Source organism: Puerhibacterium sp. TATVAM-FAB25 (genome assembly GCF_046535855.1).
GTDB classification, from domain to species: Bacteria; Actinomycetota; Actinomycetes; order Actinomycetales; family Cellulomonadaceae; genus Puerhibacterium; species Puerhibacterium variabilis_A.
Genome location: NZ_JAXUAK010000005.1, coordinates 102,453 through 116,615, shown reverse-complemented (window position 1 = coordinate 116,615; position 14,163 = coordinate 102,453). Strand labels below are relative to the sequence as shown.

At 76.2% G+C, this 14,163-nt stretch carries 17 protein-coding genes and 1 riboswitch; of the genes, 7 read left to right on the top strand and 10 right to left on the bottom strand.

Annotation, left to right across the window (positions count from 1 at the left end):
- Positions 1 to 46 precede the first annotated feature (46 nt).
- Positions 47 to 691 (top strand): TetR/AcrR family transcriptional regulator, encoded by a 645-nt coding sequence (locus tag U5M74_RS07125; RefSeq protein ID WP_410907520.1) that lies wholly within the window; start codon positions 47 to 49, stop codon positions 689 to 691.
- 95 nt (positions 692 to 786) lie between these two features.
- Positions 787 to 859: riboswitch (guanidine-III (ykkC-III) riboswitch) on the top strand.
- Between the two features lie 12 nt (positions 860 to 871).
- Positions 872 to 1,186: a DMT family transporter gene (locus tag U5M74_RS07120; RefSeq protein ID WP_410907518.1), complete on the top strand. Its 315-nt coding sequence runs from the start codon at positions 872 to 874 to the stop codon at positions 1,184 to 1,186.
- Between the two features lie 6 nt (positions 1,187 to 1,192).
- On the opposite strand, the gene U5M74_RS07115 is transcribed toward U5M74_RS07120, so the two are convergent.
- The 7 genes from U5M74_RS07115 to U5M74_RS07085 all read right to left on the bottom strand — a co-directional run bounded on the left by U5M74_RS07115 (position 1,193) and on the right by U5M74_RS07085 (position 6,181).
- Complete coding sequence (locus U5M74_RS07115; RefSeq protein WP_410907516.1) at positions 1,193 to 1,627, bottom strand: DUF5808 domain-containing protein; 435 nt, start codon at positions 1,625 to 1,627, stop codon at positions 1,193 to 1,195.
- A 101-nt stretch (positions 1,628 to 1,728) separates the two neighbouring features.
- Complete coding sequence (locus U5M74_RS07110; protein WP_410907514.1) at positions 1,729 to 2,310, bottom strand: hypothetical protein; 582 nt, start codon at positions 2,308 to 2,310, stop codon at positions 1,729 to 1,731.
- 33 nt (positions 2,311 to 2,343) lie between these two features.
- Positions 2,344 to 3,282 carry a cation diffusion facilitator family transporter gene (locus U5M74_RS07105; protein WP_410907512.1) on the bottom strand — a complete coding sequence of 313 codons (939 nt, stop codon included), beginning with the start codon at positions 3,280 to 3,282 and terminating at the stop codon, positions 2,344 to 2,346.
- A 105-nt stretch (positions 3,283 to 3,387) separates the two neighbouring features.
- Positions 3,388 to 4,074 (bottom strand): copper resistance protein CopC, encoded by a 687-nt coding sequence (locus tag U5M74_RS07100; protein WP_410907510.1) that lies wholly within the window; start codon positions 4,072 to 4,074, stop codon positions 3,388 to 3,390.
- Entirely contained in the window at positions 4,071 to 4,871 is an 801-nt protein-coding gene (locus U5M74_RS07095) for a YcnI family protein (protein ID WP_410907508.1), read from the bottom strand. Before U5M74_RS07095 ends, U5M74_RS07100 begins: the two co-directional genes overlap by 4 nt.
- A 58-nt stretch (positions 4,872 to 4,929) precedes the next feature.
- Entirely contained in the window at positions 4,930 to 5,628 is a 699-nt protein-coding gene (locus U5M74_RS07090) for a hypothetical protein (protein WP_410907506.1), read from the bottom strand.
- Between the two features lie 172 nt (positions 5,629 to 5,800).
- Positions 5,801 to 6,181, bottom strand: a complete 381-nt coding sequence (locus U5M74_RS07085) for a winged helix-turn-helix transcriptional regulator (RefSeq protein WP_410907685.1) — start codon at positions 6,179 to 6,181, stop codon at positions 5,801 to 5,803.
- A gap of 212 nt (positions 6,182 to 6,393) precedes the next feature.
- Here U5M74_RS07085 and U5M74_RS07080 point away from each other — a divergent pair, with 212 nt between their 5' ends.
- A complete protein-coding gene (locus U5M74_RS07080) occupies positions 6,394 to 7,035 on the top strand; it encodes an NAD(P)-dependent oxidoreductase (RefSeq protein ID WP_410907504.1) in 642 nt (213 codons plus the stop codon).
- Between the two features lie 273 nt (positions 7,036 to 7,308).
- Positions 7,309 to 8,520: a YibE/F family protein gene (locus tag U5M74_RS07075; RefSeq protein WP_410907502.1), complete on the top strand. Its 1,212-nt coding sequence runs from the start codon at positions 7,309 to 7,311 to the stop codon at positions 8,518 to 8,520.
- A gap of 64 nt (positions 8,521 to 8,584) precedes the next feature.
- Here U5M74_RS07075 and U5M74_RS07070 read toward each other — a convergent pair whose 3' ends face one another.
- Positions 8,585 to 9,649: an NAD(P)/FAD-dependent oxidoreductase gene (locus U5M74_RS07070; RefSeq protein ID WP_410907500.1), complete on the bottom strand. Its 1,065-nt coding sequence runs from the start codon at positions 9,647 to 9,649 to the stop codon at positions 8,585 to 8,587.
- Positions 9,650 to 9,752: 103 nt separating this feature from the next.
- On the opposite strand from U5M74_RS07070, the gene U5M74_RS07065 reads away from it, so the two are divergent.
- From U5M74_RS07065 to U5M74_RS07055, 3 genes are all read left to right on the top strand, one after another.
- A complete protein-coding gene (locus U5M74_RS07065) occupies positions 9,753 to 10,172 on the top strand; it encodes a MerR family transcriptional regulator (protein ID WP_410907498.1) in 420 nt (139 codons plus the stop codon).
- 226 nt (positions 10,173 to 10,398) lie between these two features.
- Complete coding sequence (locus tag U5M74_RS07060; RefSeq protein ID WP_410907496.1) at positions 10,399 to 11,808, top strand: hemolysin family protein; 1,410 nt, start codon at positions 10,399 to 10,401, stop codon at positions 11,806 to 11,808.
- On the top strand, positions 11,805 to 12,272 hold the full coding sequence (locus U5M74_RS07055; protein ID WP_410907494.1) for a DUF3817 domain-containing protein: 468 nt from the start codon (positions 11,805 to 11,807) through the stop codon (positions 12,270 to 12,272). Before U5M74_RS07060 ends, U5M74_RS07055 begins: the two co-directional genes overlap by 4 nt.
- Positions 12,273 to 12,282: 10 nt before the next feature.
- Here U5M74_RS07055 and U5M74_RS07050 read toward each other — a convergent pair whose 3' ends face one another.
- Positions 12,283 to 12,867 (bottom strand): TetR family transcriptional regulator C-terminal domain-containing protein, encoded by a 585-nt coding sequence (locus U5M74_RS07050; protein WP_410907492.1) that lies wholly within the window; start codon positions 12,865 to 12,867, stop codon positions 12,283 to 12,285.
- 169 nt (positions 12,868 to 13,036) lie between these two features.
- Positions 13,037 to 13,876 carry an alpha/beta fold hydrolase gene (locus U5M74_RS07045; RefSeq protein WP_410907490.1) on the bottom strand — a complete coding sequence of 280 codons (840 nt, stop codon included), beginning with the start codon at positions 13,874 to 13,876 and terminating at the stop codon, positions 13,037 to 13,039.
- Positions 13,877 to 14,163: the final 287 nt, after the last annotated feature.

The following is a 14,163-nucleotide window of genomic DNA, read 5'->3' as shown; positions in this document are numbered from 1 at the left end:
GGCGGTGCTGCCCCGGCACCGTCGCTGACGACGGATCGGAGACGGCATGTCCGCGAGCACCACGGCGGAGACGACGAGCGGTCCGGCCACGAACGGGCGCGGCCGCGGGTACGCCAAGGGCCGCGCCAAGCGCGCCGAGATCATCCAGACGGCCATCCTCGCGTTCGCCGAGGTGGGCTACCACGGTGCCTCCCTGCGCGACATCGCCGCGCGCGCCGACATCTCGCACCCGGGCCTGCTGCACCACTTCCCGACCAAGGCGGCGCTGCTGGAGGCGGTGCTCGAGTACCGGGACGCCGTGGACAACGAGGCCTTCGCGGAGGACCTGGCGCGCGGCACCGACTACTTCGAGGCGCTGGTGCGCATCGTCGAGCGCAACCAGGTGCGCCGGCCGCTGGTCGAGCTGTTCGCGGGGCTGTCCACCGAGGCCACGACGCCGGAGCACCCGGCGCACGAGTACTTCAGGCGCCGGTACGACCGGCTCGTCGAGCAGTCCACCGAGGTGCTCGAGGCGCACGCCGCCCGGGGCGGCCTGGCGCCGGGGGTGGAGCCGGCCCAGGCGGCGCGCTCGATCATCGCGCTCATGGACGGGCTGCAGGTGCAGTGGCTCATGTCGCTGGACGGCCCCCGGGCCGAGCGCGTCGACATGGCCGCCCACCTGCGCGCATACCTCGCGCTCGTCCTGCGCTGACCGCGCCGGCCGGGCCGGCGGCCCCGTGGCCGCCGCCCGCGCACCCTCCGTGCTCCCGCCTTTGACCCCGGCACCCCCGTGTGAGAACCTCGCCGCCAGAGCCCGCCGCGAGGTCGGCGGGCTCCCGGACGAGGGCGCCGTACCCGGTGTGCGACAAGACGGCGCGGTGGAGTGATCACCATGTCCTGGTTCGTCCTCGTCCTCTCCGGCGCCCTCGAGGCGGTGTGGGCCACCGCGCTCGACCGCTCGGAGGGCTTCACGAGGCTCTGGCCGACCGTCGTCTTCGGCATCTCCGTCGTCGCGAGCATGGGCGGCCTCGCGTACGCGATGCGCGACCTGCCCGTCGGCACCGCCTACGCCGTCTGGGTGGGCATCGGCGCGGCGCTGACCGTCGTCTACGGGATGCTCACCGGCGCCGAGCCGGTCTCCGTGGTGCGGCTGCTGCTCATCGCCGGGCTCGTCGGGTGCGTGATCGGGCTCAAGCTCACGCACTGACGGGGGTCAGCGCCCGACCCGCTCCCGGACCACGGCGACGACGCGGCCCACGTTGAGCGTCCAGCCGACGCCGAACGCCCGCGGGTTGACCAGCTGCGAGCTCTCCGGTGCCCACATCCGCTCCTTCAGGCGGGCCATCGTGGGGAAGCGGAAGTCGTAGGGCACCAGGCCGGCGACCTTGCCGTGCCAGGTGCGCTGGTCGGCCGGCAGGCGCAGCTCCTTGACGACGGCGGCGACGGCCACGGACGCCATCGCGGCGGTGTACACGCCCTTCAGCCGGCCCCGGCGCGCGCCCTTGCCGTGCGCGCCCCCAACCTTCGTGCCCTTCGTCTTCGTGCCCTTCGTCTTCATGCCCTTCGTCTTCATGCCCTTCGCCTCCGTGGTCGTCGTCCTCGACGCCCCGGCCCTCGCGAGGTTGATCGCGATGCTCGCGGGCCTCACCTGTGTGTTCCTGACGGAGCGCGATCCCATGGCGTCCTCCGTGGTCCGGTCCTCGGGCACGCCCTCCGCGCACCCGTCGTGCGCCCATGGTGCGCCCCAGGTCAGTGCGCCAGCATCTTGAGGACGAGCACGAGCGTGCCCAGCGCCGCCAGCACCGCGAGGGCGAGCACCTTCTGCCACCACGGCAGGCGCGTGCGCCGCACCCCGAGCCAGCCGATGAGCACCAGCGTCATGACGAGCGCCACGGACCCGGCGACCAGCGCTGTTCCCACCTCCCACCAGCCGAGGGCCGCCGCACCGAGCAGCAGCAGGGGCAGGACCGCCGTGGTGGAGGCGCCGAGGCTCACCCACGCCGTCCGCCGCAGCACCGACCGGCCGGGCAGCTCGGCGTGCACGGCGACGTGGGCGAGCAGCTCGGCGACGGCGGCGGCCAGCACCGTGCCGACGGTGGTGATGACCAGGCTCGCGGCCGCGGGCCCAGCCCCCAGGTCCTCGCCGTGGGCACCGAGAGCGAGCAGCACCGCGAGCGCGGTGAACGTGACGTAGACGCGCTCGCGCAGCCGGTCGGCGACGGCGTCGACGAGCGCCTCCCGGGGGACGTCCGGAAGGTTGCGCCTGCGGTCACGGCCGCGCGGGGCGGCGTCGTGCGGGTCCGACGTCGTGCCGCTGGACCCGTCCTGCACGGGACCCTCCTCGTCGGCCACGGGCGTCCCCGCTCAGCAGGCCTCGTGGTGCTCGTGCGCGGCGTGCCCCGCCGGCTCGAGCTGGAACGTCGAGTGCTCCACGCTCACCGGGAAGTGCCGGGCCACGCAGTCCTGGAGCTGGTCGAGCACCTGGGGGGCGTGCCCGTCGCGGAAGCAGGAGTCGTCGACCACCACGTGCGCGCTGAGCACCGGCAGGGTGGTGGAGATGCGGCCGGCGTGCAGGTCGTGCACCTCCCGCACGTGCGGCAGCGCGAGCAGGTGGGCCCGCACGGCGTCGAGGTCGAGCCCCGTTGGCGTCGTCTCCAGCAGCACGTCGCCGGACTCCCGCAGGATCGTCACGGCCCGCGGCACGATCCACGCGGCGACGAGCATGCCGGCCACGGCGTCGGCCCGCTGCCAGCCGGTGGTCGCCACGACGACGGCGCCGGCGATGACGGCCACCGACCCGAGGGCGTCCGCGGCCACCTCGAGGAACGCGGCGCGCAGGTTGAGGTTGGCGGTGCGCCCGCCGGCCAGCACGGCGAGGCACACGACGTTCGCCACGAGCCCGACGACGCCGACGACGAGCATCCCGGTCGGCTCCACCTCGGGTGGCGCGGTGAGCCGCCGCACGCCCTCCACCAGCGCGTACACGCCGACGGCGAGCAGGATCGCGGCCTGCACCCCCGCGGCCACCACCTCCGCCCGGCGCCAGCCCCATGTGCGGCGCGACGTCGCCGGCCGGGCCATGAGCGAGGCCGCCACCAGCGCGAGCAGGAGCCCGCCGGCGTCGGTGAGCATGTGGCCGGCGTCGACCAGGAGCGCGAGCGAGCCGGTGACCGCGGCGCCGACCACCTCGGCGACGAGCACCGCCGTCGTGATGGCGAGCGCGACGGCGAGCCGCCGCCGCTGCCCGGGCGCCGAGCCCGCGCCGACCCCGCCGACCCCGCCGTGGTCGTGACCGTGCGCCATGCTGCCTCCTCGAACCTCCACGGTAGCCGCGGAACGGCGGCGGGTGACCCGCCGGGGCCGCAGGTCACCCGCACGGTGCGGGTGACCTGCGGCCCGAGGCAGGCGTCAGCGCCGGCGCGCCAGCCGCAGCGCGACGAGAACGACGGCGGCGCCGACGACGGCGGTGCCCGTCGCGATGCCGACGGCCGCGCCCGGGCTCACGCCCCAGCTCGAGCCCGCGAAGGCGGCGGGCTCGCCGGCCTCCGCCGACCCGGCGCCCGCGTCGCCCGCGGTGCCTTCGTCGCTCTCGGTGCCGTCCGCGTCGTCGGCGGGCGCACCGCACGCCGCGGCGGCCGTGCCGGCGGTGGCCGGCGTGCCCGCGGGCGGCGCGTAGTCGAACGCGTACCGCCCGCTGATCGGGTGGCCGTCGGCGGAGACCACCCGCCACGTCACCGTGTACGTGCCCGCCTCGCCCAGCGCGACCGGCGCGCTGACCGTGCGGTCCACGACCGACGGGCACGCGGTCGCGTGGTGCGTGCCGTCGGGCCCGGTGACGTCGAGCACGGTGCCGCCGGTGCCCTCGCCGCCGCCCAGGTCGAGCACGACGTCGTCGAACGTCAGCGTCACCTGGTCGCGCGGCTCGGCGAGCGTCCGGTCGGCCTCCGGGTCGGTGCTCACCAGCGAGTTGTGCGCCGACGCCGGGGCCGCCGTCACCGTGAGCAGGCCCGGCCCGGCGAGGGCCGCGGCCACGGCGACGGCGGCGGCGCGCCGCACGGCGGTCCGAAGGGTGCGCCGCCCGGTGCGGGCCGTCACCGCGTCGCCTCGCCGTCCGCGGAAGCCCCGCCGTCGGCGCCCGCGGGGGCCGCCACGGCGGCGCGGCGCTGCGTGCGGGCGACGGCCACGGTGCCGGTCACGGCGCCGACGAGGCCGAGGCCGAGCCCGGCGGCGCCCAGCGCGGTGCCGAGGCCGGAGCCGGACGCCGCGTCGTCGGCCGCGGCGTCGTCGGCAGTGGTGTCAACGTCCGTGGCGTTGGTGGCGTCGGCCGCCCCGTGCGCGCCCGCGGCCGCCGACACCTGCAGCACCGGCGCCGGGTGCTCCGGCTCCTCGCCGGACGCGGGCGTGGGCTCGTCCCACGCGACGACGGTGCTGTCGGTGTAGGTCTGCGTGGTGGGCAGCATCAGCGCGTCGACCTCGGGCAGCGGGCCGGCCGAGATGGTGAAGTGCTGGAACTCGCCGTCGGCGAGGGCCGCCTCGGGGGAGTCGGCGGTCCAGGTGATGCGCACCGGCGCCTCGGTGACCTCGGTGCCGTGCAGCTCGACGGGCTCGGGCAGCGGAGCCCGCTCGACCTCGGCGGTCCAACCCGGCACTGGCTCCACGGACACGCTCGCCAGCGGGGTGTCGGTGGGCAGCGACACCTCGACCGCGGTGGTGGCGGCGGTGGCGGACTCGTTCGGGACGCGGAAGGTGAGGACGGCGTAGCCGCCGGCCGCGGCCTCGCCGTCGGGGGTGACGCGCACGTGCGCCGACGCGGGGGCGGTGGCGAGCGCGGTCAGGGTGAGGGCCGCGCCGGCCGTGACGAGGGCGCGGCGCAGGACGGGACGTGCATGCATGGGAAAGCTCCTGGGTGAGGGCGTGCGCGGGGCACCCGCCCCTCGGCCGAGGAGCGGGTCAGCAGGCGGCCGCGAGGCCCGCGCGCACGACGTGCGCGGCGCGGGCGGCGCGGGCGGCCGGGAGCCGGAGCGGCGGCCCGCGGAACCGCAGGCCCCCGGCGCCCAGGCGGTCGAGGGTGCGGCGGGGCTGCAGGGGGTCGACGACGACGCCGCGGCGCCGCGCGCCCGGCAGGGGCTGCACGGCCGCGCGCACCAGCAGCGCGACGGCGGACAGCCAGGTCAGCAGCCAGGCGGCGGCGCGGTCGCCCGTGGCCAGCACGACGCAGGTGACCAGCACCGCGACCGCGTGGGCGGCGAGCATCGGGGCCGACGGGACCAGGTCGTGCGCGGCGGGCCCGGCGAGCGCGGCCTGCTGCTGCAGGAGCGCCTGCAGCGCCGCCGGGTCGAGGTGCGCGGCATGGCCGGCGTGCGGGGCCCCGGTGTGCACGCCGGCGGCGGCGTGCCCGCCGTGGGCGAGAACGCTCAGCTCGATGTGCAGGGCCACCTGCAGCGCCGCCGCGACGGGGAGCACGCGGGGCAGGCTCAGCGGCCCGCGGGTGAGCCAGACGGCGGCCGGCAGCACGGTGGCGACCAGCGCGGCGAGGGCGATGCCCGTCGTGGGCAGGCCGTCGCCGGCGAGCACGTGGGCGCCGACGGCGAGGCTGAGCGCGGTGCTGCCCACCAGCAGCCCGCGCACCCACCGCACCAGATGTCCCACGGGCACCACCCTAGGCGGCGCGCCGGCCGCCCTGGACCTCGCCCCTCCACCCGGCCCCTGCGCCGAGACCTGAGTAGTGGCCGCCCCTCGCGACGCAGAGGCGACCACAACTCAGGTCTCGGCGAGCCGGCGGGCCGCCCCGGCCGGGGAGTCGACGTGGTAGGCGGCGTGATCAGACGGCGTGGTCGCCGTCGTACGCCTGGCGGGCGGTGAGCACGGCGTGGAGGTGCTCCACCGACCAGTCCTCGAGCGCCTTGAGCGGGCCGGTGAGGCTGCGCCCGGCGGGGGTGAGGGAGTACTCGACGCGGACCGGCACCTCGGCGTGCACGGTGCGGGAGACCAGCCCGTCGCGCTCGAGCTCGCGCAGGGTCTGGGTGAGCATCTTCTGCGAGATTCCGTCGACGCGGCGGCGCAGCTCGCTGAACCGCGCCGTGCCCTCGGACAGCACGCCGACCACGAGCACCGTCCAGCGGTCGCCGATGCGGTCGAGGATGTGCCGGGTGGGGCAGCCGGCCAGGTACGGGTTGCCCTCGGGGCGGTCGCCGAGGCGCACGACGTCGGGCACGACGTCGGGCGCGACGTCGTGCGCGGTGTCGTGCGCGGTGCCGTGTGCGGTGCCGGGCGCAGAGGTGGTTACCACGAAGTGCCTTCTTCCCGAAGGGGAGTTGGTCTCCTACGGTAACCGAGGCGTCGCCGCGCCGGAAGGGCCGGAGGCGTCGGACACCGCTGGGATCCCCGGCACACCGATCAGGAAGGTTGGGTCGCATGAACATCACCGTCGTCGGAGGCACCGGGTACGCGGGCGCCGCGATCGTCGCCGAGGCCGCAGGCCGGGGCCACGAGGTCACGAGCCTGAGCCGCTCCGTGCCGGCCACGCCGGTGGACGGCGTGCGCTACGTCCAGGGCGAGGTGCTCGAGGGCGACGCGCTGGCCACGGCGGTCCGCGGCGCGGACGTCGTCGTCGGCGCGCTCTCGCCGCGCGGCGCGCTCGAGGGCCGCCTGGGCGAGGCGTACGCGGAGGTCGTCGAGCTGGCGCAGCGCGAGGGCGCCCGCTTCGTGCTCGTGGGCGGGTGGAGCACCCTGCGGCTCGAGGCGGGCGGCCCGCGGGTGGCGGACACCGACCAGGTACCGGCCGAGTTCGCCGGCGAGGCCCGCGAGGTGGCCGCGCTCGTGCCGACGCTGCAGGGCACGCCGGAGTCGTTCGACTGGCTGTTCGTCAGCCCGGCCGCCACGTTCGGCGCCTTCAACCCGGGCGAGCGCCGCGGCGAGTACCGCGTGGGCGGCGAGGTGGCGATCTTCGACGCCGAGGGCGGCTCGCACCTCTCCGGCGCCGACCTCGCGCTCGCCGTCGTCGACGAGATCGAGAAGGGCGCCCACCGCCGCGAGCAGATCGGCGTCGCGTACTGAGCCGGTCCTGAGCCGTTGCGCCCGACGGCGTCCTCGTCGGTGGGCGTGAGCACCGGCGTCGCCTCGGGTCTGGTCGGTGATCCGTCGGCCGATCGGTGATCCGGATCGCCGATCGGCCGACGGATCACCGAACAGACGGGAACGGGCCCTCCCGCGACGGGCGTGCGGGGCGCCTCGCACGGCGCTGGCCGACCGGACGGGGGAAGTCCCGGGACCGGCGGCACGCCCGGCCGCCTCGGCCGTGCCGCGGCCGGCGCGTGCCACCCTGCCCGCATGCCCCACGGACACGCGCACCCGCACGCTGCCCGCCCCGCGCCGGCGTCGGCCCGGACGCGGATCGTCCTCGCCGCGGCCCTGCTGCCCGCGCTGCTCGCCACGGTCTGGGGGCTGCTGAGCCTCTGGCCGGCCGGCGGCGAGGTGCCGGACCGCGCGCCGCTCGCCGCCGAGGGCTCCCGCCTGGTCGACGCCACCGTCACAGGCCCCCTCGACGAGGTGACGAACACCTACCCGATCGAGACCGCCGACGGCACCGCGTCGCGCATGCAGGCCCAGGACGGCATCGCCGCGCCGGAGCCCGGCGAGGGGGTCGTGACCCTGTACATCGAGGTGCTCGGCGACGAGCCGGCCCCGTACGCGTTCATCGACTTCCAGCGCGAGGCGCCGCTGGCGCTGCTCGCGGTGCTGTTCGTGCTGGTCGTGCTGCTGGTCGCCCGCTGGCGCGGGCTCGCGGCCCTGGCCGGCCTGGGCTTCGCCTTCGCGGTGTTCATGCTGTTCACCATCCCCACGCTGCTCGCCGGGCACTCGGCGATGGGCGTGGCGCTGGTGACGTCGTCCGCCGTGATGTTCGTGGTGCTCTACCTGGCGCACGGGTTCACGGTGCGCACGTCGACGGCGCTGCTCGGCACGCTGGTCGGCCTGGCGCTCACCGCGGGCATCGGCGCGTGGGCGTCGGGCGCCTCGCACGTCACCGGCGCCAGCAGCGAGGAGGCGATGTGGCTGCCGTCGCTCGCGCCCGGCCTCGACCTGCGCGGGATCGCGCTGTGCGGCCTGGTGCTGGCCGGCATGGGCGTGCTCAACGACGTCACCATCACCCAGGCCTCCGCGGTGTGGGAGCTGCGCGAGGTCGCCCCGCACGCCCCGCGCCGCGTCCTGTTCGCCCGCGCCATGCGCATCGGGCGCGACCACATCGCCTCGACGGTCTACACCATGGCCTTCGCGTACGTCGGGGCGGCCCTGGCGATCCTCATGAACCTGTGGCTCATCGACCAGCCGCTGGGCAACGCGCTGAGCTCCGGCGAGATCGCCGAGGAGGTGGTGCGCACGCTCGTCGGCTCGATCGGGCTCGTGCTGGCCATCCCGGCGACGACGGCGATCGCGGCGCTAGCGGTGCCGCGCCTCGAGCCGGCGACCGGCGCCCGTCCGGACGGCGCGGACGACGCGGATGACACGGACCGCGACGGCGCCGCCGTCGTCGTGCCCCGCTGACCCCACCAGCCGCCCGGCGGGCCACCCGCCGGGCCACCCGCCCGGCCGCCCGCCGCCGCGACGGTCACGTCGGCAGGTGGTGGTCCTCCGCGATCAGGTGGGCGTCGATGCCGGTGGCGGCGGTGAGCCCGGCCGTGGCGGCCGCGAGCACGGCCGACTGCGGCATGGGCAGCGCCGCGGAGTGGGCCATGTCGCCGGCGGCGAAGACGCCCGCCTCGCTGGTGCGGCCGAACGGGTCGATCTCCACGCAGCCGGAGGCCAGCGTCGTCAGCCCGAGCTGCTCGGCGAACGGCGCCGCCTGCGCCGTCGCGGGCGCCACGAACAGCCCGCCCACCGCCTCGTCCGGCCCGGAAGCGAACGACACGCGCGCGCCGTCGCCGTCGCGCTGCACGCCCGTCACGGGCTCGGGCCGCACCTCGACGCCGGCGTGCTCGAGCACGCGGCGGACACCGGCCTCGAGCTCGTCCCCGTCGGCGAGGACGACGACGCGCGAGGCGATGCGCTCGACGAGGAACGCGACCTTGGCCACGTGCGGGCCGCTGCCGAGCACGGCCACGGGCGTGCCGGAGAACTCGTGCCCGTGGCAGTACGGGCAGTGGGCCGCGACCGTGCCGAACAGCTCGTCGAGCCCGGGCACGTCCGGCAGGGTGTCGCGCAGCCCGGTCGCGAGGAGCACCGTGCGCGCGGTCACCGCCGTGCCGTCCTCGAGCTCGACGCGGAAGCGGCCGCCGTCGCTCCCGTCCCCGCCGCCGCTGCCGTCCCCGCCGTCCTTGCCGCCGTCCCCGCCGACCCGGGCGACGGTGACCGCGGCGGCGTCGCGGACCTCGACGGTGTCGTAGGCGGCGACGTCCTTGCGCGCCGCCGCGCGGAACTCGGCGGGCGGGCGTCCGTCGTGCGTCACGACGTTGTGCATGTGCTCGGCCCAGTCGTTGCGGTAGCTGCCGGAGTCGAGCAGCAGCACGGACCGGTGCATGCGGCCGAGGGTGAGGGCCGCCTGGAGGCCGGCCGGCCCGCCGCCGACGACGACGGCGTCCAGCGGCCGGCCGTGCCCGGTGCCGGTCCCGGTCGCCGTGCCGGTCCCGGTTCCGGCCTCGGTCGCGGCGTCCGTCTCGGTGGGGTGGGTGCTCATGGGGTCCTCCTGGGGTCGGTGCGCGTCGGGTGCGTGCTCGGTGCGCCGGTCGGCGCGCAGCGGCGTCTTGCGCCTGGTGCCGAGTCTGTGACTTCATGTCGACATGAGGTCAACGGGGGAGCGGACGTGGTCGGTGGGCGAGGTGGCCGAGCGGTTCGGCCTGGGCTCGCACGTGCTGCGGTACTGGGAGGACGAGGGCCTGCTGCGTCCCGCCCGCGACGCCTCCGGGCGCCGCCGCTACGGCCGCGACGACGTCGTGCGCGTCGCCGTCGTCGTCCGCAGCAAGGACGCCGGGATGAGCCTGGAGCAGATCAGGGTCATGCTCGACGGCGAGGCCCGCAACCGCCACGAGATCCTCGAGGCGCACGTGGCCGAGCTCGAGCGGCGGATGGCCGAGATGGAGCGGTCGCGGGAGATGACCCTGCACGCGTTGCGGTGCCGGTCGCACGACATCGCCACGTGCCCCCGGTTCCGGGCGCACGTCGACGACGTCGTCGTGCAGATGACGGCCGCGCCGGCCTGACCGGGCCCGGCGCCGCGGACCGTGACGCGCCTGACACGGCGGCGCGGGGAACTTCTGCGGCCCTCGCGCGCGTTGACCCTCGCGACGGCACCCCGCGTGCCGAGCCCCGCCGGCAGCGCGCCGGCGCCGCGACCCCACGGAAGGACCATGGACCCCAGCAGCAGTACCGGCGTGCGCGCCGGCACCCTTGCGACCTGTCCGGACCTGCGCGAGGGGGTGGTGCGCCGTGGACGCTGAGACCTGGCGCAACGCGGCCCTCGTCCTCGTGTTCGTGCTGGTGGGCGGCGTGTTCGCCGGCACGGAGCTCGCCCTGGTGTCCCTGCGCGAGGGCCAGCTCGCCGAGCTCGACAAGCGTGGTGGCCGCGGCCGCCGCGTCGCCTCCGTCGCTCGCGACCCCAACCGCTTCCTCGCCGCGGTGCAGATCGGCGTCACGGTCGCCGGGTTCTTCTCCGCCGCGTACGGCGCCTCGACCCTGGCCCCCGACTTCGCGCCGCTGCTCGAGGGCGTCGGCCTGCCGGCCGGGCTCGCCGCGACGCTGTCGCTGGTGGTGCTGACGCTGGTGATCGCGTACCTGTCGCTGGTGCTGGGCGAGCTCGTGCCCAAGCGCATCGCGCTGCAGCGCGCGGCGCAGGTCGCGCTCGTGGTCGGCCCGCCGCTGGACCGGTTCGCCACGGTCATGCGGCCGGTGGTGTGGCTGCTGTCGCGCTCCACCGACGCCGTCGTGCGCCTGCTGGGCGGCGACCCGAGCGCCCGCAGCGAGGAGATGAGCGAGGACGAGCTGCGCGGCATCGTCCAGGCCCACCGGGGCCTCGACGACGACGAGCGCGAGATCCTCGACGGCGTCTTCGCCGCCTCGGACCGGACGCTCGGCGAGGTGATGCGCCCGCGCGGCGAGGTGGCGTTCCTCGAGGCGTCCCTGACGCTCGCGGAGGCCGCCGAGCGCACCCGCGACCTGCCGTACTCCCGCTACCCGGTGACGGGGGAGGACTTCGACGACGTCATCGGGTTCGTGCACGTGCGCGACCTGTTCGCGCCGCCGCGGCGCGCCGGCCGGGGCGTGCGGGGCGGCGCGGCCGACGGTGCGGCCGACGCCGGGGACGGCGCGACCACGCTGCTCGACGTCGCCCGCCCGCTGCTGGCGCTGCCCACCACCAACCGCCTGCTGCCCACGATGTCGGCGATGCGCCGCGGCGGCACGCACATGGCCCTGGTGGTGGACGAGTACGGCGGCACCGACGGCATCGTCACGCTGGAGGACCTGGTCGAGGAGCTCGTCGGCGACATCCGCGACGAGTACGACCCGACCGTGCCCGCGCACGCCGACGGCACCTACGACGCCGGGCTCACCATCGAGGAGTTCGCCCACGCCACGGGCGTCGAGCTCGAGGACGGCCCGTACGAGACCGTGGCCGGCTACCTCATGGCCCGCCTCGGCCGGCTCGCCGAGCCCGGCGACGCCGTCGCGCTCGACGACGGCCGCGAGCTGCGCGTGACCCGCGTCGAGGACCGGCGCGTGCGCACCGTGGCGCTCGCCGCCGCACAGTCCGAGCCGTCCGACCCTTCCGACCCCGACGGCCCGGCCGACGACCACGACCCCGTGGCCGTCGACGCCGACGAACGAGAGGCCCGAGCATGACCGTCCCGCCCCGCTCCTCGACCGAGCCCGCGGAGGCCGGCACCGCCACGCCCGGCACCGCCACGCCCGGCACCGCCCCGCCCGGCGCCGCCACACCCGCCGCCGGCCCGGCGACCGCCACGGCGGCCGGGCGCCCTGCCGCGCCGTCGATGACGCCCCTGGGGCGGCTGTTCGCCGTCGTCGCGCTCGTCGAGGCGTTCACGTGGGCCGGCCTGCTCGTGGGGATGTTCCTCAAGTACGTCACGGAGACCACCGAGGCGGGCGTGTGGCTGTTCGGCCGGCTGCACGGCGCCGCGTTCGTCCTCTACGTCGTGGTGACCCTCGCCGCCGCGGTGCGCCTGCGCTGGGGCTGGCTGCGCGCACTGGTCGCGCTCGCGTGCAGCGTGCCGCCGCTGCTGACCGTCCCGGCCGAGCGGGTGCTGCGCCGTACCGGGTACCTGAGCGACCCGCGGGCGCGGGCCTGACGGACCGTCGTCAGGCGCGCGGCAGCTCGAGCAGGCGCGGCAGCGCGTGGTCGAGCAGGTGCCGCATGCCGGCCGGGCCGGCGGTGGTGCGGGCGCGCATGGTGCGCCCCTCGTAGAGGTCGATGAGCTCGTCGGCGACGACGTCGGCGTCCACGTGCGCGGGCACGCTCCCGTCCGCCTGCGCCTCGCGGATCACGCCGGCCAGCGCCGCGGACCACCGCTCGAAGAACCCGGTGACGCGTGCGGCCACCTCGGGGCCGTCGACGGCGGTCTCCACCGCGAGGTTGCCGAGCAGGCACCCGCGGCGGAACGCGTGCTCCTCGAGCGCGCCGGCGAGGAAGGCGAAGTGGGCGCGGACGCGCTCCAGCGGAGCCACCGCGGTGTCGGTGAGCATCTCGAGGCCCATCCCGCCGGCGAAGCGGTCGACGACCTCGAGCGCGAGCTGCTCCTTGCTCGCGAAGTGGTTGTAGAAGGAGCCCTTCGGCGCACCCGCCGCCGCGGTGATCGCCGCGACGCCGGTGCCGTTGTACCCGTGCAGGTGGAACTGCGTGGTGGCGGACTCGACGATGGCCTCGCGGAGGCTGGGCCTGGGCATGGGGTGCTCCTCGACGGACGGTGCCCCGCGGCGGGCGGGGGCTGGTGGTGCGGTCGCGCGGCGTGCGCCCGGGCCCTCCGGAAGAGCGTCCGCTCCGCCGGAGGGCCCGGGGTGGCCGAGCCGGGGGACCGATCCTCGCGGATCGGGCCCGGCCCTGCAGCCCTGCGGGTCAGGCCTGGGTGACGAACTCGAGCAGCGCCTCGTTGACCTCGGCGGTGTGCGTGGTCAGCAGGCCGTGCGGCGCGCCCTCGATCTCGACGTACTCGGCGTCCGGCAGGGCCTTGGCGAACCGGCGCCCGGTGGCGTCGATCGGCAGGATCCGGTCGGCGGTGCCGTGCAGGATCAGGGCCGGCACGTCGACCTTCTCGATGTCGGCGCGGAAGTCCGTGGGCCACGTCAGCGGCGCGGCGGCGGAGGCGATGGGGCCCGAGCCGGCGGCGATGCTCCACGCGTTGCGCACGGCCTCCTCGCTGATCCGGCTGCCCAGGTTCTCGTCCAGGTTGAAGAAGTCCTGGTAGAAGCTCGTGAAGTAGGCGTACCGGTCCTTCTTCACGGTCGCGGCGATGTCCTCGAAGAACGACATCGGGGCGGCGCCGTCGGGGTTGTCGTCGGTGATCGCCAGGTAGGGCTCGAGGCTGGCGAGGAAGGCGACCCTGGCCACGCGGTCGGAGCCGTACCGGGCGAGGTAGCGGGCCACCTCGCCGGTGCCCATCGAGAAGCCGACCAGGATCGCGTCGCGCAGGTCGAGGGTCTCCATGAGCACGTTCAGGTCCGCCGCGAAGGTGTCGTAGTCGTAGCCGGTCGACGGCTGGCTCGACCGGCCGAACCCGCGCCGGTCGTAGGTGATCACGCGGAAGCCCGCGTCGAGCAGCTCCGGGACCTGGCCCTCCCACGAGCTCCCGTCGAGCGGGAACCCGTGGATCAGGACGACGGGCCGGCCCGAGCCCTTGTCCTCGTAGTGCAGCTCGATGGTGGTGCTGTTCTCCGTGCCGACCGCGATGCGTGCCATGACGCTTCCCCTTGCTGTGAGGCTGGTCGGCCGGTCACCGAATGTGACCGGTCGTCTTGCATCGGTCTCAAGCAGGAGCCCGCACGTTCCATTCCCGGCACCCGTATTCGGTGCCGACGGCTGGAGAAGCAGGACGGAACTCGCCTGGTTTCGTCCTGCTTCTCCAGCCGTCGACGGCGGAGGGTGCCGGCGGTGGTGGACGCCGGCCGGGGGCCGGCGAGGAGGGTGCCCGTCGCCCGAGGCCACCGTGCGAACGGCCCTGATCCGTGCTGCCGTGGAGGGGTGAC

Coding starts and splice junctions, on each gene's coding strand:
- U5M74_RS07045 (WP_410907490.1), bottom strand. CDS start 13,876: ATGGCACGCATCGCGGTCGGCACGGAGAACAGCACCACCATCGAGCTG.
- U5M74_RS07050 (WP_410907492.1), bottom strand. CDS start 12,867: ATGCCCAGGCCCAGCCTCCGCGAGGCCATCGTCGAGTCCGCCACCACG.
- U5M74_RS07070 (WP_410907500.1), bottom strand. CDS start 9,649: ATGAGCACCCACCCCACCGAGACGGACGCCGCGACCGAGGCCGGAACC.
- U5M74_RS07105 (WP_410907512.1), bottom strand. CDS start 3,282: ATGGCGCACGGTCACGACCACGGCGGGGTCGGCGGGGTCGGCGCGGGC.
- U5M74_RS07120 (WP_410907518.1), top strand. CDS start 872: ATGTCCTGGTTCGTCCTCGTCCTCTCCGGCGCCCTCGAGGCGGTGTGG.
- U5M74_RS07080 (WP_410907504.1), top strand. CDS start 6,394: ATGAACATCACCGTCGTCGGAGGCACCGGGTACGCGGGCGCCGCGATC.
- U5M74_RS07075 (WP_410907502.1), top strand. CDS start 7,309: ATGCCCCACGGACACGCGCACCCGCACGCTGCCCGCCCCGCGCCGGCG.
- U5M74_RS07125 (WP_410907520.1), top strand. CDS start 47: ATGTCCGCGAGCACCACGGCGGAGACGACGAGCGGTCCGGCCACGAAC.
- U5M74_RS07065 (WP_410907498.1), top strand. CDS start 9,753: ATGAGGTCAACGGGGGAGCGGACGTGGTCGGTGGGCGAGGTGGCCGAG.
- U5M74_RS07055 (WP_410907494.1), top strand. CDS start 11,805: ATGACCGTCCCGCCCCGCTCCTCGACCGAGCCCGCGGAGGCCGGCACC.
- U5M74_RS07095 (WP_410907508.1), bottom strand. CDS start 4,871: ATGCATGCACGTCCCGTCCTGCGCCGCGCCCTCGTCACGGCCGGCGCG.